The organism is Aliiroseovarius sp. M344 (assembly GCF_025140835.1).
Classification (GTDB): domain Bacteria; phylum Pseudomonadota; class Alphaproteobacteria; order Rhodobacterales; family Rhodobacteraceae; genus Aliiroseovarius.
In genome coordinates this window covers 932,141-950,554 of the sequence record NZ_CP081153.1, presented here as the reverse complement: position 1 = coordinate 950,554, position 18,414 = coordinate 932,141, and the positions used below count along the sequence as shown (strand labels likewise).

Here is an 18,414-nt window from a genome sequence, read left to right as displayed (position 1 = left end):
CCAGAAGCGCATGTGAGTGGTGGTTGTGAGAAAGAAGAGTGACTGCCGGTAGACGACGAGGGAGCGAGGGGTGGGGTGGGTGTATCGTCGTCTACCGGCAGTACGTTCTGCTGCTTGCAAGACAAACCTAGCGCGGCGTTCGCGCTTCGGCAAGCACTAAAAACACCTTTAGTTGCATTTTTTGCAAAAAAATTTTGCCAATTTACGACTTTTTTACTTTTTAAATCTGGTAGTTAGATAGCAGAAAGCCAAAAGAGGCTCTACGCTCCTCTTTTGAACTAATGCAACCATTGGTTGCTAACTGGTAAGCGCCTTCACATGTCCGAAGGCTTCTATCTTGACCCTATAATCGGAAATGTGCGCATGTCGCTCAACTCGCCAATTATGGGGAGGAAGGGGTAAAGGTTTCCTTACCTCTTGAAGAAGAACAAAATGTGACCATTCTAATGGGCGGAGGGATTCGCATGACTCACAGCCCACTGACCAACCCGACACTCGCCCCGACAGCCCGCCCTAAACTTGAGGGCGGCAAGCGTTTCGTCATGCACACGCCGTTTCAGCCGGCAGGTGATCAGCCCACAGCAATCGCGGAACTTGTCGGCGGTCTTGATGCAGGCGAGCAGGATCAGGTTCTTTTGGGTGCGACCGGCACGGGCAAAACGTTCACAATGGCCAAGATCATTGAGAAAACGCAGCGCCCGGCGATCATCCTCGCTCCGAACAAAACACTTGCAGCCCAGCTTTACGGTGAAATGAAGGGGTATTTCCCAGACAACGCGGTCGAATATTTCGTCAGTTACTATGACTACTATCAGCCCGAAGCCTATGTCGCGCGTTCTGACACCTTCATCGAGAAAGAAAGTCAGATCAACGAACAGATTGATCGGATGCGCCATTCCGCCACGCGAGCGCTTTTGGAACGCGACGATGTGATCATCGTGGCTTCGGTCAGCTGCATCTATGGGATCGGCTCGCCCGAAACATATACCGCCATGACGCAAGACATTACGGTTGGTAAAGAATATGATCAGCGGTCCGTCATGCGCGATCTCGTGGCGCAGCAATACAAACGCAATGACAATGCCTTCCATCGCGGGTCGTTCCGGGTGCGCGGTGACAGTCTGGAGATATGGCCAAGTCACTTGGAAGATCGCGGCTGGCGGCTGTCCTTTTTTGGCGAAGAGCTGGAAGGCATCACCGAATTTGACACGCTGACCGGCGCAAAGACGGACACGCTGGAAAAAGTGCGCGTCTATGCGAATTCTCATTATGTGACGCCCACACCGACGCTGAAACAGGCCATCCAGAATATCAAACAGGAGCTCGCCGTGCGGCTGCTCCAGTTCGAAGAAGAGGGGAAACTGTTGGAAGCCCAGCGGCTTGAACAGCGCACCAAATTTGATTTGGAGATGTTAGAGGCCGCGGGGTTCTGCAACGGGATCGAGAATTACTCGCGTTACCTGACAGGCCGTGCACCGGGTGAACCGCCCCCTACCCTGTTTGAATATATCCCTGACAACGCGATTGTGTTTGCCGATGAAAGCCACGTGTCCGTGCCCCAAATCGGCGGCATGTATCGCGGTGACTACCGTCGTAAATTCACACTGGCCGAACACGGCTTCCGCCTGCCGTCTTGCATGGATAACCGCCCGCTGAAGTTCGAGGAGTGGGACGCGATGCGCCCGCAATCAGTGTTCGTATCCGCCACCCCCAGCAGTTGGGAGCTTGAACAGACCGGTGGCGTGTTTGCTGAACAAGTGATCCGCCCCACCGGCCTCGTCGACCCCGAGGTCGAGATCCGTCCGGTTGAAATGCAGGTCGATGACTTGCTTGATGAAGTGCGAAAAGTTGCAGCATGCGGCATGCGCACGTTGGTCACGACCCTGACCAAGCGCATGGCCGAAGACCTGACCGAATACTTGCATGAACAGGGTATCCGCGTGCGTTACATGCACTCTGATATCGATACGATTGAGCGGATCGAAATCCTGCGCGACTTGCGTCTGGGCGCTTTCGATGTGCTGGTGGGTATCAACTTGCTGCGTGAAGGCTTGGACATTCCCGAATGTGGGCTGGTCGCCATTCTGGATGCGGACAAAGAAGGTTTCCTGCGCTCCGAAACCTCTCTGGTGCAAACAATCGGGCGCGCCGCACGAAACGCCGAAGGCCGCGTCATCATGTATGCCGACCGGATCACCGGTTCGATGGAACGCGCGTTGAAAGAAACGGAACGTCGCCGCGAAAAGCAACGGGCCTATAACATCGAACACGGAATTACCCCCGAAACGGTGAAGAAGAACGTCGATGATGTCCTGTCGGGGCTATACTCTGGTGACACCGATATGGCGCGGGTCACGGCCACCATCGACAAGCCACTGATTGGCGACAATCTGGCCGCCCATCTGGACAGCCTGAAAGCCGACATGCGCAAAGCCGCCGAAAACCTCGAATTCGAAGAAGCTGCCCGCTTGCGCGACGAGGTTCACCGGCTGGAAGCAGTGGAACTGGCCATCGCTGACGACCCAATGGCGCGCCAGACGGCAATCGAAGCAGCGGGAGAAGCGGCACAAAAGACTAAGGGGCGATCAACGGCTGGGAAGCCCGGGCAGCGGGCTGGGCGCAAGGGGCGTGGCAGATAAAAATAGCGCCCGCCATTTCTGGCGAGCGCGATTGGTCTGACCCCGTGAGTGGTGGTAAGTTGGTCAGGCGAAGTTGAAGTTATTGGCAAACGGCATCTCGGTTGGGCGTTCTCCTGTTGCTTGGAATATCGCTTCGGCCAACGCCGGTGCCGCGGGCGGCACAGGGGGTTCACCGACGCCGGTCACATGATCCCGGTTTTCCATGCCGCGCACAAAAATCTCGGGCGCTTGATAGTTCCGCAACCCTTCGAAATCGTAGAAATTCTCTTGCTCGGCCATGCCATCGGCATAGGTGATCTGGCTGTTGATCGCATGTCCCAGCCCCCAGATGACGCCGCCTTGCACAAGGTTCTCGAAGTTCACCGGGTCAATGACGCGGCCCACCTCGGCGGCGACCCAGACCTTGTCCAGTCGAATCCCATCGTCAGAGTTGGTGATCTCGATCACCTCGGCGACGGGCGTGCCAAAAGACAGGCTGAACGCAACGCCGCGCGCCTTGTTCGCCCCAAGATCACTCCCCCAGCCAGACATCTCGGCAACGGCCTCAAGCACTTTGCGCGACGGCGCGTCCGTCATCAGGCGCAAGCGCTCTTCAATAGGGTCAGCACCGGCGGCATGTATCAGCTCGTTCAGGAAGTTTTCGTGGAAGAACCCGTTTTGCGAGGCACCGACGGACCGCCAAGAACTGACGGGTCCAAGTTTCGGCGCGCGATAACCCGTGACGCGGTAATTGGGGATCGCGTAGGGTTGATCCCACAGCGCCTGGGTGATGGACGCATCCGGTCCAGGCAGACCCAGCCCTTGTCTTTCGCCCATTTGACTGTCCAGCACCGAAGGTGATGCGACACGTATGTCCATGGCCGTGACCCGACCGCCGTCAACGGCGCCGCGCCCGCGCATCATTGCGATGGGGCGGGTGAAGTCCTGGGCAGTGTCTTCTTCGCGCTTATAAGTCAGTTTTACGGGCGTGCCAGGCAGTGCCATCGCCAGTTCGGTGCAGCGTTTCACGACATCATCTTCCAACCGATGCCCAAAGCTGCCACCCATCATCTGAATGTGAACATGGACATCATCGACCGGGACGCCAGTCATCTTGGCGACACTTGCTTGTGTCATGCGCGGGATCTGGTTGCCGGTCCAAACATCGACCCGCGCATCCGTGACCATAACTATCGCGTTCAGCGGCTCCAACGGGGCATGCGCCAAATAGGGTGCACGGTATTCCGCTTCGATCGTAATGGGTGCGGCGTCCACATCCCCATCATCACGTGGCTGGGAATCTTGTTCGCCACTGTCCAAAGTGTCGGACAGCGCTTGCCAGTGCTGGTCCTGCTCGGCGGGGTACGGAGCCTCGCCCCATTCCACCTCGATCGCGTCGACCGCTTGAAAGGCGCGCCATGTGTTGTTGGCAATCACGCCCACGCCACCGGTGACAGGAACGATCTGTTGCACGCCACGCATTTCCTTTGCGGTGCTGGCGTCAAAGCCGATTACATCCCCCCCTTTACGAGGGTTCAAGCGAATGGCTGCGTGGACCATGCCGTCCATCCGCATGTCGATCCCATAGCTTTGCGTACCCGTGGATTTCGCGATCATATCGACGCGCTGCATAGGTTTCCCCACCAACCGCCACTGGGTTGAGGGGCGCAGCGTCACATCGGTGACAGGATCAATAGCGGCGGCCGTTGCGGCCAATGCCTGATATGGGATGCGCTTGCCGTCAGGCAAAATGACCGCGCCGCGCGCGGTTTTCAGTTGGGGGACTGCCAGGCCGGTTTGCTTTGCCGCGGCTGCTTTAAGCGTTTCTCGCGCGACCGCACCCGCCACGCGCAACTTCTCATATCCGTCGGGCACAGTGGTCGATCCACCGGTCAGTTGCATGCCCATGAATTTAATGACCGCATCAACTGTTCCGCGCATCGCTTTGGCAGCAGCACTTTGATCCGTGCTTGGGAATGGCACAGCCTCGTTCGCCAGTGCAGTGTTGTAATAGGCTTTTGACGGCGGACCGGGATCAACCTTGATCTGGTCGAGTTCGACATCCAGTTCCTCGGCGATCAGGGCCGCTTGAACTGAATACGACCCTTGCCCCATGTCGGCACGCGGCGTGATCAGCGTGACGCCATCGGCGTTGATCAACACATAGGGCGTCAGCGCAGCCTCGCCATCAGGCAGGCCATCCAACAAAGGGTTCTTGGCTGGCCGTTTGTATTGGTAATACCCGAAAGCGACGCCACCAAGAATAGCCACAGATCCAACGAGGAACGTGCGACGAGCGATTGTACCTGCGCGCGCCATTCTCAGACCGCCTGCAACTTCTGGGCTGCTGATTTTACAGCAGCTCGAATGCGCGGATAAGTCCCACATCGGCACAGGTTGCCGGACATGGCCTCGTCGATATCTTGATCTGATGGGTCAGGCGTGTTTGAAAGCAGATCTGCTGCCTGCATCATTTGCCCGCCCTGACAGTAACCACATTGGGCGACCTGATATTCCAACCATGCCGCTTGAATCGCATGCATCTCGGCAGGGTTTCCCAGTCCTTCGATAGTTGTCACAGGCCCGTCAACGTCAGAGACCAACGTTTGGCAGGATCGCACCGCAACGCCGTCGATATGCACAGTGCAGGCACCGCATGCTGCGACACCGCAGCCGTATTTCGGTCCGTTCAAACCAATCTCATCACGCAGCACCCACAGAAGCGGCATGTCGTCTTCAACGTCCAGATCATGCTCTGTTCCGTTTACAGTAAGCTTCATCGCGGTGGGTCCCTGTGTGAATGCAGCAAAATTACCGGCTGCGCACTAATAAATGACCATCGGTCATATATTCAACATAGAATGCGTAGCTAGGCAACTATGATCTCGACTCCACATTCCGCACTGTTGCGAACCAGCGTGTCAGGCAGCGATTGATCCGTGAAGATGCCGTCCAGATCCGCCAAGGCACCAATCCGTGCTGGCGCTTTGCGCGACAGTTTTGAGTGATCGCAGACCAGAAACCTCTGTCGTGCCTGTTGCAGACCAGCCTGACTCACCACGACCTCTTGCATGTCGAAGTCCAGAAAATCGCCGTCATGATCAAGCGCCGAGCAGCCGATAACAGAAATATCAAACTTGAACTCGCGGACGCACCGGGCCGCATGTTCACCAACCAACCCGCCGTCTGACCGCCGCATCGTGCCACCTGTGACAATGACGTGGCTGTCGGGATTGGCGGACAGGATTTGTGCCACATTGATATTGTTGGTGACGACAAGAATGTTCTGGTGATGCAACAGCGCATGGGCGACCGCCTCGGTGGTGGTGCCAATGTTCAGGAAAAGCGCGACGTCATTCGGGATCATTTGTGCCGTCGCCGCCGCAATCCGGTCTTTGGCCGCCTGGTTCAGTGCCCGGCGTTCTTCGTAAGCTATGTTCGAAATGCCCGACGGCATGATGGCGCCGCCGTGGACCCGCTCTAGCCGCCCCGCCTCGGCAAGATCGGTCAGATCGCGCCGGATGGTTTGCAAAGTCACCCCGAAATGCTCGGCCAGCCCATCGACCGTGACCCTGCCATCACGGCGGGCGATCTCGAGGATTTCCGGTATTCGAAGTGATTGCGACATCCAGCGCCTTTCTTTCAGGCCAATTTGCGCCAAAACGAACATTTACGAAAGTCTTTTTCTTTCGCTTTGGCGGGTTTTGCCGCATAATCGCGACAGAATCGAAAAAGGCCATCCCATGACCCAGCCCGACACCACCAGCGACATCTTTATCATCGGCGGCGGCATCAATGGCTGCGGCATTGCCCGCGACGCCGCCGGGCGTGGACTTTCGGTCACTTTGGCTGAAATGAATGACCTTGGCGGGGCGACCTCGTCATCCTCGACCAAACTGTTTCACGGTGGCCTGCGCTATCTTGAGTATTTTGAATTTCGACTGGTTCGCGAAGCCCTGATCGAGCGCGAAATCCTTCTGCGCACGATGCCGCACATCAGCTGGCCGATGCGCTTTGTGCTGCCCTATCACAAGGACATGCGGTTCGAAGGGGACACGCCTACTTCGAAGCTGCTGACGCTGGTCATGCCGTGGATGAAAGGCCGCAGACCCGCATGGCTGATCCGGCTTGGTCTGTTTCTTTACGACAATCTTGGTGGGCGAAAGTTTCTGCCGGGCACGAAGACCCTGAAGCTGCCGGGCACACCGGAAGGTGCGCCGCTGAAGGACAAATTCATCAAGGCCTATGAATATTCCGATGGTTGGGTTGATGACGCACGACTTGTGGTGCTGAACGCGCGTAATGCCGAGGCGCGGGGCGCGACGATCATGACGCGTACAAAAGTCATCAGAACGACCCGCCATGCGCATCATTGGGACATCGAAACCCAAGATGCACGAACCGGCAAAACCACGCTCCACTCGGCAAAAATCATTGTGAACGCCGCCGGGCCATGGGTTGGAGAGCTGATAGACGGCGCGCTGGATGTCCAGACCTCGGAAGGCGTTCGACTGGTGCGTGGGTCACATATTGTTACCCCCAAGCTGTTTGACCACGAGAAGGCATATTTCTTCCAAGGCGAAGATGGCCGGATCATCTTCGCGATCCCCTATGAAACCGACTTTACCTTAATCGGCACGACGGACGAGCCGCACGAGGACGCCGATAAAAGCCCCGTCTGCACCGAAGAAGAACAAAATTACCTTATCGCGTTTGCCAACCAGTATTTCGACAAGCCGATCACGCAAGATGACGTGGTCTGGAGCTATTCAGGTGTGCGACCGCTCTATGAAGATGGGGCAAGCTCTGCCACTGCGGCGACACGGGAATATGTTCTGAAACTGAATGACTTGGGCGGCGCACCGGTTTTGAACATTTTTGGCGGTAAGATCACCACCTATCGCCGCCTTGCAGAAAATGCGCTGGCCAACCTCAAGGGCCACCTTCCAAAGCTTTCCGCAAATTGGACGGCCGAAAAAGCCTTGCCTGGTGGCGACTTCCCTGTGGATTGGGTGCCGGCGCTGACCGACAAGCTGCAAGGTGACTTTCCCTTCTTGACGCCTGCGTGGGCAAAACGGCTGGTGCGGGCCTATGGCACCGAAAGCTGGGACCTATTGGGAGATGCCAAAACAGCGGATGATCTGGGCCGGGACTTTGGGGCCACCCTAACCGAGCAGGAAGTGCGCTGGATGATCGACAAGGAATATGTGCATCGCGCCGAAGATGTCGTGTGGCGACGCTCTAAGCTTGGCCTGAGGATGCAGAAAGGCGAGATCGAGGTATTGGACAACTGGATCAGCAGAAACCTCTGATCCGATTTCGGGCGGGTTGCAGATAATTTTTTTACCATCTGGTAAAATTCTTGGTTTTGTGCCTTCATGTAAGGAGAAATCAAGAATGGGAATCAGAAAATGCCCCAAACCAACAGAGAGAACGGCGTTTCTTCGGGTCGATTAGCGCCAGCCGATGTGCAAGCCAATTTTACGGACCTTCATCCGGCTTTTGATGATCATGAGGCGCTCGTCGCCGCGGATCGTTGCTATTTTTGCCACGACGCGCCCTGCATGACGGCCTGTCCGACATCGATCGACATACCCCTGTTTATCCGCCAGATTGCGACCGGAACGCCGGAAGCGGCGGCCAAAACCATCCTGAACCAGAACATTCTGGGTGGGATGTGCGCGCGCGTCTGCCCGACGGAAACGCTGTGCGAGGAAGTTTGCGTACGCGAAACCGCCGAAGGCAAACCGGTCGAAATCGGCCGCTTGCAGCGCTTTGCCACCGATACATTGATGGCCAACGGAGTGCACCCGTTCGTGCGCGCTGCCAAAACAGGCAAGACCGTCGCTGTTGTTGGTGCTGGCCCTGCGGGACTGGCTTGCGCGCACCGGCTGGCGATGCTCGGCCACAATGTTGTGGCCTTTGAAGCCCGCGCCAAAGGCGGAGGCCTGAACGAATTCGGCATCGCCGCTTATAAGTCCACCAATGACTTCGCCCAGAAAGAGCTGGATTGGTTGATGGCCATTGGCGGGATTGAAATCCGCTATGGTCAGGCCTTAGGCGAGTCCCTCACCCTGGATGGGCTACAAAGCGACTTTGACGCGGTGTTCCTTGGAATGGGGCTGTCAGCCGTGAATGCTCTGCGGCTGGATGGCGAAAACAAAGACAATGTCTCTGACGCGGTCGATTTCATTTCCGAACTGCGCCAAGCCAGCGATCTGACCTCCTTGCCAGTTGGCCGTCGGGTGGTCGTCATTGGCGGCGGCATGACCGCGATCGACGCCGGGGTTCAATCCAAGCTGCTGGGCGCGGAAGAAGTGACCATCGTTTATCGTCGCGGGCAAGACGCCATGGCAGCGTCGAAATTCGAACAGGACTTGGCGCAACAGAAGGGTGTGACCCTCATTTGCAACGCGACCCCGGTCGGGATCGAAGGCAACGGATCGCTCAGCGGTGTGACTTTCGCCTATACCGAAACGCAGGGCGGCAAGCTCGTCACGCTGGACGAAACCTTCACCCTGCCCGCCGATCAACTTTTCAAAGCCATCGGTCAGAAGCTGGGCGGCATGCCCGAGGCTCTGACACTCGATGGCGGCAAGATCAAAGTCGACGACGCACAGAAAACCAGCGCAAACGGTGTCTGGGCAGGGGGTGATTGCGCCTCGGGCGGGGACGATCTGACCGTCACCGCCGTTGCTGAAGGTCGCGATGCGGCCATGGACATCCACGCCAGCCTGATGGGAGCAAGCTAATGGCCGACCTGACATCGAATTTTCTTGGAATTTCGTCACCGAACCCGTTTTGGCTGGCCTCGGCCCCGCCGACCGACAAGGAATACAACGTGCGCCGCGCGTTCGAAGCCGGTTGGGGCGGCGTGGTATGGAAAACGCTTGGCTCCGAAGGCCCGCCGGTCGTCAACGTCAACGGTCCGCGTTATGGCGCAATCCACGGCGCGGATCGTCGGCTTCTGGGCTTGAATAACATCGAGCTGATCACTGACCGCCCGCTTGAGGTGAACCTAGAGGAAATGGCCCGCGTAAAGAAGGACTATCCTGATCACGCGCTCATCGCCTCGGTCATGGTGCCCTGCGAAGAAGCCGCGTGGAAAGAGATCATCCCGCGCATTGCCGAGACAGGCTGTGACGGGTTCGAACTGAACTTCGGTTGCCCGCATGGGATGGCCGAACGCGGTATGGGGTCGGCTGTCGGGCAGGTGCCGGAGTATATCGAGATGGTCACGCGCTGGTGTAAAGAAGCCACCGATCTGCCCGTCATTGTGAAGCTCACACCCAACATCACCAATATCCTGATGCCCGCGCAGGCGGCCAAGGATGGTGGCGCGGATGCGGTCAGCCTGATCAATACGATCAACTCGATCACCAATGTCAATCTGGACGCGATGGCGCCTGAACCCATGATCGACGGTAAAGGCACACATGGCGGCTATTGCGGCCCGGCGGTGAAGCCAATCGCCTTGAACATGGTGGCCGAGATTGCCCGCAATCCCGGCACCCACGGCTTGCCGATTTCTGGTATTGGTGGCGTGACCACATGGCGCGATGCGGCCGAGTTTATGGCACTGGGTGCTGGCAACGTGCAGGTCTGCACGGCCGCCATGACCTATGGGTTTAAGATCGTGCAGGAAATGATCTCGGGCCTTAGCCAATGGATGGACGAAAAGGGTTACACCTCGATCGATGAGGTTGTCGGTCGCGCTGTGCCGAACGTCACGGATTGGCAATATCTGAACCTGAACCACGTGACCAAGGCGCGGATTGATCAAGATGCCTGCATCAAATGCGGGCGCTGTTATGCGGCGTGCGAAGACACATCGCACCAAGCGATCAGCATGTCCGATGATCGCGTCTTTGACGTGAAAGACGACGAATGCGTGGCGTGTAACCTCTGCGTCAATGTCTGCCCGGTCGAAGGCTGCATCACCATGGAAACCATTGCCGCCGGTGCTGTCGATGAACGCACCGGAAAGGTTGTTGAAGGCGACTATGCCAACTGGACAACCCACCCCAACAACCCAAGCGCCACAGCCGCAGAGTAAGGCTGAGATGGCCCTGTCCCCCTCCCGGCAGGGCCATCTGGCGATGTTGTCCTTCTCGGCGTTGGTCTCGCTGTCGTTCAGCTTTGGGCACATCGTCGCAAAGGATATACCGCCAGCCGCATTGAACACGGTGCGATTTGCGCTGGCGGCCGCTGTCCTGCTCGCGATCGCACGCGTCTTGCGCGTGCCCATCCGCCCTGTCTTTGACCGGTTTTGGCGGTTTGCTCTGATTGGCGGCCTGATGGCCGTCTATTTCATCACAATGTTCGAAGCGCTACGGGTCACGACCGCCGTCTCGACCGCCGCTGTTTTTACGCTGACCCCGCTTATGGCGGCGGGGTTTGGTCTGCTGATCGCCGGGCAGAGGTCAGGTCGCTGGACGTTAATCGCGCTGACCATTGGTGCGATTGGTGCCATCTGGGTCATCTTCCGCGCCGACTTGGCTGCCCTGATGCGGTTTGAAGTCGGGCGCGGCGAGGCCTTGTTCACTTTGGGCGCTCTGGCCCATGCTTTGGTGCCGGCGGTGGCGCGCAAACTGGCGCATGATGTGAAGCCGTTGCAGACATCAATCGGGTCCGTGATGGGCGCGCTGATTGTTGCGGGCATTTACGGGTTTCGCGACGTCGTGAGCACAGACTACGCGGCCCTATCGTCGACCGTCTGGCTGGTCATCGCCTATCTGGCCATCGTCACTACGGCTGGCACGTTCTTTTTGGTTCAATTTGCCAGCCAGCGCCTGCCCGCGAGCAAAGTCATGGCCTATACTTATCTGGTGCCAAGCTGGGTTGTGATGTGGGAGTTTCTGTTCAAAGGCACGACACAGCCATTGGCCTTGATGGCGGGGGTTGTCGCCACCCTTTTGGCTTTGGTGATGCTGCTTAGGGGCGAAGCGTTCTGATCAGCATGTGCTTGATGAACGCTTCTGCATCTTCAAACCGGGTTTCACTGCGCACGGGTCCCAGCACCGCCTGCACCTGAAGGTCGAAATCTGCATAGTGCTGGGTCATCGCCCAGATTGAGAAGATCAGATGATGGGGGTCAATCGTGGCAAGCCGCCCCTCGACCATCCAACCCGCGATCACGGCGGCCTTTTCGTCCACCAGTGTTTTCAGGTCCTTGGTCAGCATGTTGCCCAAGCGCGGTGCGCCATGCAGGATCTCCGTCGCGAACAGCCGACTTTCGCGCGGCATCTTACGCGACATCTCCATCTTCCGGCCCACATAGGTCATGATTTCATCCAGCGGCTCGCCGTTTTCTGACAGGTCGCGCAACGGGCTGACCCACTCTTCCAGCAGGCTCTCAAGAAGTTCGGAATAGATGGCTTCCTTGCCGTTGAAGTAATAGACGATGTTTTGCTTGGATATCCCGGCAGCATCAGCGATCTGATCAAGGGTTGCGCCACGCAATCCCTTTTCTGAAAACACGCCCAATGCCGCCTCGAAAATCGCCTGCCGCTTTTTGCGCTGGATGCGGGTGGGTCTGGATGTCGATCCTGCTTTCGCCATGTGCTGATCTTTCTATGCCCGGCTCTGGTCAGGCAACGCGACACCGCAGAGCAGCAGATCCTTCACCGCCACCTTTGTGTCATTCCACTGGGCGTTGGTCAGTTCAAGACCATCGTTCAGGGTGGTGATCTGGTGAGTGAAATCGGCGTAATGCTGCGTTGTGGCCCAGATCGCATAAAGCAAATGGCGCGCACTGATCGGCCTGATCTGACCATTCCCGATCCATGTTTCAATCACGGTGATCCGGTTTTCGGTCCATGACCGCAATTCGTCTTCCAGATAATCCTGAACAATCGGCGCGCGTTGAATGATCTCGTTGGCCCAAACCTTCGAACCATAGGGCCGCGTGCGTGCCAAATCGAGTTTTGTGTCGATATATGCGCCCAGCGCCTGGATCGGATCATTGTCGACGGTGATGCTGTCCGCCGCGGCGCGCCAGATGTCGAAAATCTCGCCCACGACCCGGCGATAGAGCGCTTCTTTGGTCTCAAAGTAATAAACGACGTTGGATTTCGGAATTCCGGCCGAGGCAGCGATCCGGCTGATGGACGCACCGGCATAGCCAAACTCGGCAAATACCTTCTCGGCAGCGACCAGTATTCGGGCTGTCACCTCTTCGCGATTGCGGCTTTGTATGCCTCTTGTCGTCTTGTTCACGTTCGCTCTTCACATTCACTTCCCAGTGCAAAACCCGCACAGGGTTTCATCTTGTGGCACGAGTTTTGCCTGAAAAACAGGTATTTCTGCACGATCGGTCAGAAAAAGATTGACCGATCGTGCAGAAATCCGTCAGCCTGTGACCAAGACGGAATCCAAAATCCGCGCCGCTGCAAGCAAATCCAATTGGGAGATTGATATGAGCCACGGAAGCAATTTGCGCATTGATCCCGACCGCCTTTGGGACAGCATAATGGAGATGGCCAAGATTGGACCGGGCATCGCGGGCGGCAACAATCGCCAGACCCTGACGGATGAAGATGCCGAAGGTCGCGCCCTGTTTCAAACCTGGTGCGAGGCCGCGGGCTGCACCATGGGGCTGGATACGATGGGCAACATGTTCGCCACGCGTCCGGGCGAAGATCCCGACGCCCTGCCCGTTTATATGGGGTCGCATCTGGATACTCAGCCGACCGGTGGCAAGTATGATGGTGTGCTGGGGGTGCTTGGGGGGCTGGAAGCCATCCGCACCATGAATGACCTGAACGTCAAAACCAAACACCCGATTGTCTTGGTGAACTGGACCAACGAAGAAGGCACGCGGTTTGCCCCTGCCATGCTGGCGTCCGGCGTTTTTGCAGGGAAGCACACGCAAGATTGGGCTTACGATCGCGAAGACGCGAAAGGAAAGAAGTTTGGCGATGAATTGAAGCGGATCGGCTGGGTCGGCGAAGAAGAGGTCGGCGCGCGAAAAATGCACGCGATGTTCGAGCTTCACATCGAACAAGGGCCCATTCTGGAAGCTGAAGGTAAAGATATCGGCGTCGTCACGCACGGTCAGGGGTTGAATTGGCTGGAAGTGACAATTGTGGGCAAAGAAAGCCATACCGGCTCGACGCCCATGCCCATGCGGATCAACGCAGGGCGCGGATTGGCCCTGATCACCGAGTTGGTCCACGAGATCGCGATGAAGCACCAACCCAATGCCGTGGGTGCCATCGGGCATATCGACGTCTATCCGAACTCGCGCAACATTATCCCCGGCAAGGTCGTCTGCACCGTCGATTTCCGCTCGCACCTGCAAGAGGTCATCGACGCGATGATCGCCGAATTTGACGAGCGCGCGCCGAAGCTTTGCGCGGATATCGGCGTGGAAATGAGCTGGGAAATGGTCGGCACCTTCGACCCGCCCGCCTTTGACGAAGGCTGCGTGAAAGCTGTGCGCAGTGCCGCAAAAGAACTGGGCTATAGCCACATGGATATCGTGTCTGGCGCGGGCCACGACGCGTGCTGGATCAACGAGATTTATCCGACGGCGATGATCATGTGTCCCTGCGTGGATGGGCTTAGCCACAACGAGGCGGAAGACATTTCCAAGGAATGGGCGCAAGCTGGCGCGGACGTGCTTTTACATGCGGTTCTGCAGACGGCAGAAATCGTGGAGTGAGTTGACAGATCGGACCGGGGCGCTGCCCCGGACCCCCGGGATATTTACCGCCAGAAGAAAAGGCAGGAGAGCTGCGCCTGGCCATCAGGGAGACGAGATATGGGAACCACAGTCATAAAAAACGGAACCGTCGTCACAGCCGATCTGACCTACAAGGCAGACGTCTTGGTCGATAACGGAAAGATCATCGAAATCGGCCCGGACTTGAAGGGCGACGAGGTGCTTGACGCCACCGGCTGCTATGTCATGCCAGGCGGGATCGACCCGCACACGCATCTCGAAATGCCGTTCATGGGCACCTATTCCTCGGACGATTTCGAAAGCGGCACGCGGGCGGCACTTGCTGGCGGCACCACGATGGTTGTCGATTTCGCTCTGCCGAACCAAGGCGAAAGCTTGCTGGACGCGCTGAAACGCTGGGACAATAAATCGACCCGTGCGAACTGCGACTACTCGTTCCACATGGCTGTGACGTGGTGGGGCGAGCAGGTGTTTGACGACATGAAAACCGTCGTGCAGGAACGCGGCATCAACACGTTCAAGCACTTCCTTGCCTATAAGGGCGCGTTGATGGTGAATGATGACGAGCTGTTCGCCTCGTTCAACCGTCTGGCCGAACTTGGCGCGACCCCGATGGTGCATGCCGAAAATGGCGACGTGGTGGCGGAACTCTCTGCCAAGCTGCTGGCAGAAGGCAACACCGGGCCAGAAGCGCACGCCTATTCGCGCCCGTCGCAGGTCGAAGGCGAAGCCACCAACCGCGCGATCATGATTGCCGACATGGCCGGCGCGCCGCTTTATGTCGTGCATGTGTCGTGCGAGGAAAGCCACGAAGCGATCCGCCGCGCCCGCATGCAGGGCAAGCGCGTGTGGGGCGAGCCGCTGATCCAGCACCTGACCTTGGATGAAAGCGAGTATTTCAACAAAGATTGGGACCACGCTGCACGCCGCGTGATGTCCCCGCCCTTCCGCAACAAAAAGCATCAAGACAGCCTGTGGGCGGGCCTGCAATCAGGCAGCCTGTCGGTTGTCGCAACCGACCATTGTGCCTTTACGACCGAGCAGAAACGCTATGGCGTGGGGGACTTCACCAAGATCCCGAATGGCACCGGTGGGCTTGAGGATCGGATGCCGATGCTTTGGACCAATGGTGTCGCGACCGGGCGCTTGACGATGAATGAATTCGTCGCGGTCACCTCGACCAATATCGCCAAAATCCTGAACTGCTACCCCACCAAGGGTGCCGTTCTGGTGGGTGCGGATGCCGACCTTGTTGTGTGGGATCCTGAGAAGGAAAAGACCATCGCGGCGGGCAGCCAGCAATCGGCCATTGATTACAACGTCTTCGAAGGTCACAAGGTCAAAGGCCTGCCCCGTTTCACGCTGACACGCGGACAAGTTGCGGTGCATGACGGCGAGATCCGCACACAAGAAGGCCACGGCAAGTTTGTCGAACGCGAGCCGAATGCAACCGTCAACACCGCACTGAGCAAATGGAAAGAACTGACGGCACCGCAGCCGGTCAAACGCACCGGCATTCCGGCGACAGGGGTCTGAGTTGAACACAGAAACGGCAATTCAGGCTAAGAACCTCTCGCTGACTTTTCAGACCAATGACGGTCCGGTGCATGCGCTCAAAGACGTGTCGCTTGATATCAACAAGGGCGATTTTGTCAGCTTCATTGGCCCGTCGGGCTGTGGCAAGACCACGTTCCTGCGCTGCATGGCGGACCTGGAGGAGCCCACGGGTGGCTCGATCACAGTGAATGGTGTGTCAGCGCGAGAGGCGCGAAAATCCCGCGCGTACGGTTATGTGTTTCAGCATGCTGGCCTCTATCCATGGCGCACCATCGGTCGGAATATCCGCTTGCCACTTGAAATCATGGGGTATTCGAAAGAGGACCAAGACGCGCGCATCAAACGCGTTCTGGAACTGGTCGAACTGGACGGGTTTGAGAAGAAATTTCCGTGGCAGCTGTCAGGCGGGATGCAACAACGCGCTTCGATCGCGCGGGCGCTGGCTTTTGACGCAGACATCTTGCTGATGGACGAACCCTTTGGCGCGCTGGACGAGATCGTGCGCGACCACCTGAATGAACAACTTTTGAAGCTTTGGGCCAAGACCGAGAAGACGATTGCCTTCGTCACCCACTCGATCCCCGAAGCGGTCTATCTGTCGACCAAGATCGTCGTGATGTCGCCCCGCCCCGGTCGAATATCGGATGTGATCGAGAACCCGTTACCGGTGGATCGCCCATTGGACATCCGTGACACGCAGGAATTTCTGGATGTTGCACACCGGGTGCGCGAAGGGCTGCGCGCGGGGCATTCCTATGACTAAAACCGCGCTTTCTGTCCTGACAGTTTTGGCGGCAATCGTGGTCATTTGGTATTTGGCCGTGGCACCGATGAACATTCGCGTGGCTTTGGATCAGGCGGACCGGGCCGGTGAAACCATTACGCCCGAAACGCCAGTTGAACGGCGCGAGGTGTCCAGTTGGGTGCTGATGGCCAAGAACCGCGACCATATCGCGACGGGCTATGCGCTGGATCGGCCACGGCTGCCCACGCCCGCTCAGGTTGGTCAGGAGCTTTGGAAAACCACGGGCGCGATGGTTTTGAAGGGTCGCACATGGTCCAAACGGTCGCTGATCTATCACGGCTGGATCACGCTTCAGTCTACGTTTTGGGGCTTCCTCTTGGGCACCACCATAGGAATCGTGGGGGCCATTGCCATCGTGCAGTCCCGGGTGATCGAGATGTCCGTGATGCCGTGGGCCATCATCTCGCAGGCCATTCCGATCGTGGCACTTGCCCCGATGATCATCGTTTTATCCTCGCAAGTGGGGATCGAGGGGCGCGGTTTTCCGAAGGCGCTGATCTCCTCCTATCTGTGTTTCTTCCCGGTGCTCGTGGGTATGGTCAAAGGCCTGCGTTCCCCAACCAGCGAGCAGCTGGATCTTTTGAAAACCTACAGCGCATCCGGTGTGCAGCGGTTCCTGAAGCTGCGCCTGCCCGCCTCCCTGCCCTATCTATTCACTTCGCTGAAAATCGGGATTGCGGCAGCCCTTGTTGGGGCCATCGTGGGCGAGCTGCCAACGGGCGCGATCAGCGGTCTTGGTGCGCGTATCCTGATCGGTGATCAGTTCGGCACGCCACTTGCGATCTGGTCGGCACTGTTTGCGGCGGCCATCCTGGCCGGCGTGCTTGTCACCCTGATCGACCGCACGCAGCATGTGTTGCTGCGCCGGATGGGGATGCGCTCATGAATTGGTTGATTATTGCCCTTATCTTCTGGCTGGCGGCTTGGGCTGCGAATGTCGTGATGGTTCGGTCCAAATGGTGCGACACGACGCTTGTGCGTTATCTGGTGCCGATCATCTTCGGCCTGACGCTCATCGTCGCGTGGGAGGCCTTGGTTCACACCTTCAATATCTCTGCCGCGATTCTGCCCGCGCCATCCGATGTGGCCGAGACATTTGCAAAATCGACCGGAATGCTGTGGGAGGACTTCAAACAAACCGTCCTGAAGGGCGCGCTGCGCGGCTATTTCATCGGAGCAGCAGCGGCCTTCGTGATGGCTATCCTGATCGACCGGTCGCCCTTCCTGACCCGCGGACTTTTGCCCATTGGCAACTTCGTTGCAGCCCTGCCCATTGTTGGGGTCGCGCCCATTTTGGTCAGTTGGTTCGGATTTGACTGGCAATCCAAAGCCGCCGTCGTTGTCGTGATGGTGTTCTTCCCTGTGTTGGTCAACACCGTGCAGGGCTTGCGCGAAACAGACATCATGCTGCGCGACTTGATGAAGACCTATGCCGCCGGATATTTCAAAACCTTGTGGAAATTACGCATTCCGGCTGCGATGCCCTTCATTTTCAATGGGCTGAAAGTGGGGGCAACCCTAGCCCTGATCGGCGCGATTGTGGCCGAGTATTTCGGGTCCCCAACCCGCGGCATGGGGTTCCGCATTTCCACCGGTGTCGGCAGCTTGTCGATTGATCTAGTCTGGGCCGAGATCGTTGTCGCTGCATTGGCAGGCACGTTGTTTTATGGTGTGGTTGCATGGTTCGAAAAGAAGGTGACATTCTGGCATCCGTCCCAACGAGGCTGAGCAAAAATAAAAACAAACGA

At 57.7% G+C, this 18,414-nt stretch carries 15 protein-coding genes; 10 read left to right on the top strand and 5 right to left on the bottom strand.

Annotation, left to right across the window (positions count from 1 at the left end; genetic code table 11):
- The first annotated feature begins 464 nt into the window (after positions 1 to 464).
- A complete protein-coding gene (gene uvrB, locus K3556_RS04615) occupies positions 465 to 2,639 on the top strand; it encodes an excinuclease ABC subunit UvrB (protein ID WP_312847279.1) in 2,175 nt (724 codons plus the stop codon).
- A gap of 63 nt (positions 2,640 to 2,702) precedes the next feature.
- Here uvrB and K3556_RS04610 read toward each other — a convergent pair whose 3' ends face one another.
- From K3556_RS04610 to K3556_RS04600, 3 genes are all read right to left on the bottom strand, one after another.
- Positions 2,703 to 4,937, bottom strand: a complete 2,235-nt coding sequence (locus K3556_RS04610) for a xanthine dehydrogenase family protein molybdopterin-binding subunit (RefSeq protein ID WP_260518559.1) — start codon at positions 4,935 to 4,937, stop codon at positions 2,703 to 2,705.
- Between the two features lie 2 nt (positions 4,938 to 4,939).
- Entirely contained in the window at positions 4,940 to 5,398 is a 459-nt protein-coding gene (locus K3556_RS04605; RefSeq protein ID WP_260518558.1) for a (2Fe-2S)-binding protein, read from the bottom strand.
- Positions 5,399 to 5,487: 89 nt separating this feature from the next.
- On the bottom strand, positions 5,488 to 6,246 hold the full coding sequence (locus tag K3556_RS04600) for a DeoR/GlpR family DNA-binding transcription regulator (RefSeq protein ID WP_260518557.1): 759 nt from the start codon (positions 6,244 to 6,246) through the stop codon (positions 5,488 to 5,490).
- Positions 6,247 to 6,361: 115 nt separating this feature from the next.
- On the opposite strand from K3556_RS04600, the gene glpD reads away from it, so the two are divergent.
- The 4 genes from glpD to K3556_RS04580 all read left to right on the top strand — a co-directional run bounded on the left by glpD (position 6,362) and on the right by K3556_RS04580 (position 11,572).
- Positions 6,362 to 7,930 carry a glycerol-3-phosphate dehydrogenase gene (glpD, locus tag K3556_RS04595; RefSeq protein ID WP_260518556.1) on the top strand — a complete coding sequence of 523 codons (1,569 nt, stop codon included), beginning with the start codon at positions 6,362 to 6,364 and terminating at the stop codon, positions 7,928 to 7,930.
- Between the two features lie 99 nt (positions 7,931 to 8,029).
- Positions 8,030 to 9,370: an NAD(P)-dependent oxidoreductase gene (locus K3556_RS04590; protein WP_260518555.1), complete on the top strand. Its 1,341-nt coding sequence runs from the start codon at positions 8,030 to 8,032 to the stop codon at positions 9,368 to 9,370.
- Positions 9,370 to 10,674 carry an NAD-dependent dihydropyrimidine dehydrogenase subunit PreA gene (gene preA, locus K3556_RS04585; protein WP_260518554.1) on the top strand — a complete coding sequence of 435 codons (1,305 nt, stop codon included), beginning with the start codon at positions 9,370 to 9,372 and terminating at the stop codon, positions 10,672 to 10,674. The genes K3556_RS04590 and preA overlap by 1 nt, the downstream gene beginning before the upstream one ends.
- 7 nt (positions 10,675 to 10,681) lie before the next feature.
- Positions 10,682 to 11,572: a DMT family transporter gene (locus K3556_RS04580; protein WP_260518553.1), complete on the top strand. Its 891-nt coding sequence runs from the start codon at positions 10,682 to 10,684 to the stop codon at positions 11,570 to 11,572.
- Here the strand turns inward: K3556_RS04580 and K3556_RS04575 are convergent.
- Positions 11,553 to 12,179, bottom strand: coding sequence for a TetR family transcriptional regulator C-terminal domain-containing protein (locus K3556_RS04575; protein WP_260518552.1), 627 nt, complete (start codon positions 12,177 to 12,179; stop codon positions 11,553 to 11,555). The two genes, K3556_RS04580 and K3556_RS04575, sit on opposite strands and share 20 nt — an antisense overlap.
- 12 nt (positions 12,180 to 12,191) lie before the next feature.
- Entirely contained in the window at positions 12,192 to 12,836 is a 645-nt protein-coding gene (locus K3556_RS04570) for a TetR family transcriptional regulator C-terminal domain-containing protein (protein WP_260518551.1), read from the bottom strand.
- A 199-nt stretch (positions 12,837 to 13,035) separates the two neighbouring features.
- Here K3556_RS04570 and K3556_RS04565 point away from each other — a divergent pair, with 199 nt between their 5' ends.
- The 5 genes from K3556_RS04565 (at position 13,036) to K3556_RS04545 (ending at position 18,394) form a co-directional block, all read left to right on the top strand.
- Positions 13,036 to 14,283, top strand: a complete 1,248-nt coding sequence (locus K3556_RS04565; RefSeq protein WP_260518550.1) for a Zn-dependent hydrolase — start codon at positions 13,036 to 13,038, stop codon at positions 14,281 to 14,283.
- A 99-nt stretch (positions 14,284 to 14,382) separates the two neighbouring features.
- Positions 14,383 to 15,840, top strand: coding sequence for a dihydropyrimidinase (hydA, locus tag K3556_RS04560; RefSeq protein WP_260518549.1), 1,458 nt, complete (start codon positions 14,383 to 14,385; stop codon positions 15,838 to 15,840).
- 1 nt (position 15,841) lies between these two features.
- The gene (locus K3556_RS04555; RefSeq protein ID WP_260518548.1) at positions 15,842 to 16,624 is read left to right on the top strand and encodes an ABC transporter ATP-binding protein; all 783 of its coding nucleotides are present in this window, start codon (positions 15,842 to 15,844) and stop codon (positions 16,622 to 16,624) included.
- Positions 16,617 to 17,552 carry an ABC transporter permease gene (locus tag K3556_RS04550; RefSeq protein ID WP_260518547.1) on the top strand — a complete coding sequence of 312 codons (936 nt, stop codon included), beginning with the start codon at positions 16,617 to 16,619 and terminating at the stop codon, positions 17,550 to 17,552. Before K3556_RS04555 ends, K3556_RS04550 begins: the two co-directional genes overlap by 8 nt.
- Positions 17,549 to 18,394 (top strand): ABC transporter permease, encoded by an 846-nt coding sequence (locus tag K3556_RS04545; RefSeq protein ID WP_260518546.1) that lies wholly within the window; start codon positions 17,549 to 17,551, stop codon positions 18,392 to 18,394. The genes K3556_RS04550 and K3556_RS04545 overlap by 4 nt, the downstream gene beginning before the upstream one ends.
- Positions 18,395 to 18,414: the final 20 nt, after the last annotated feature.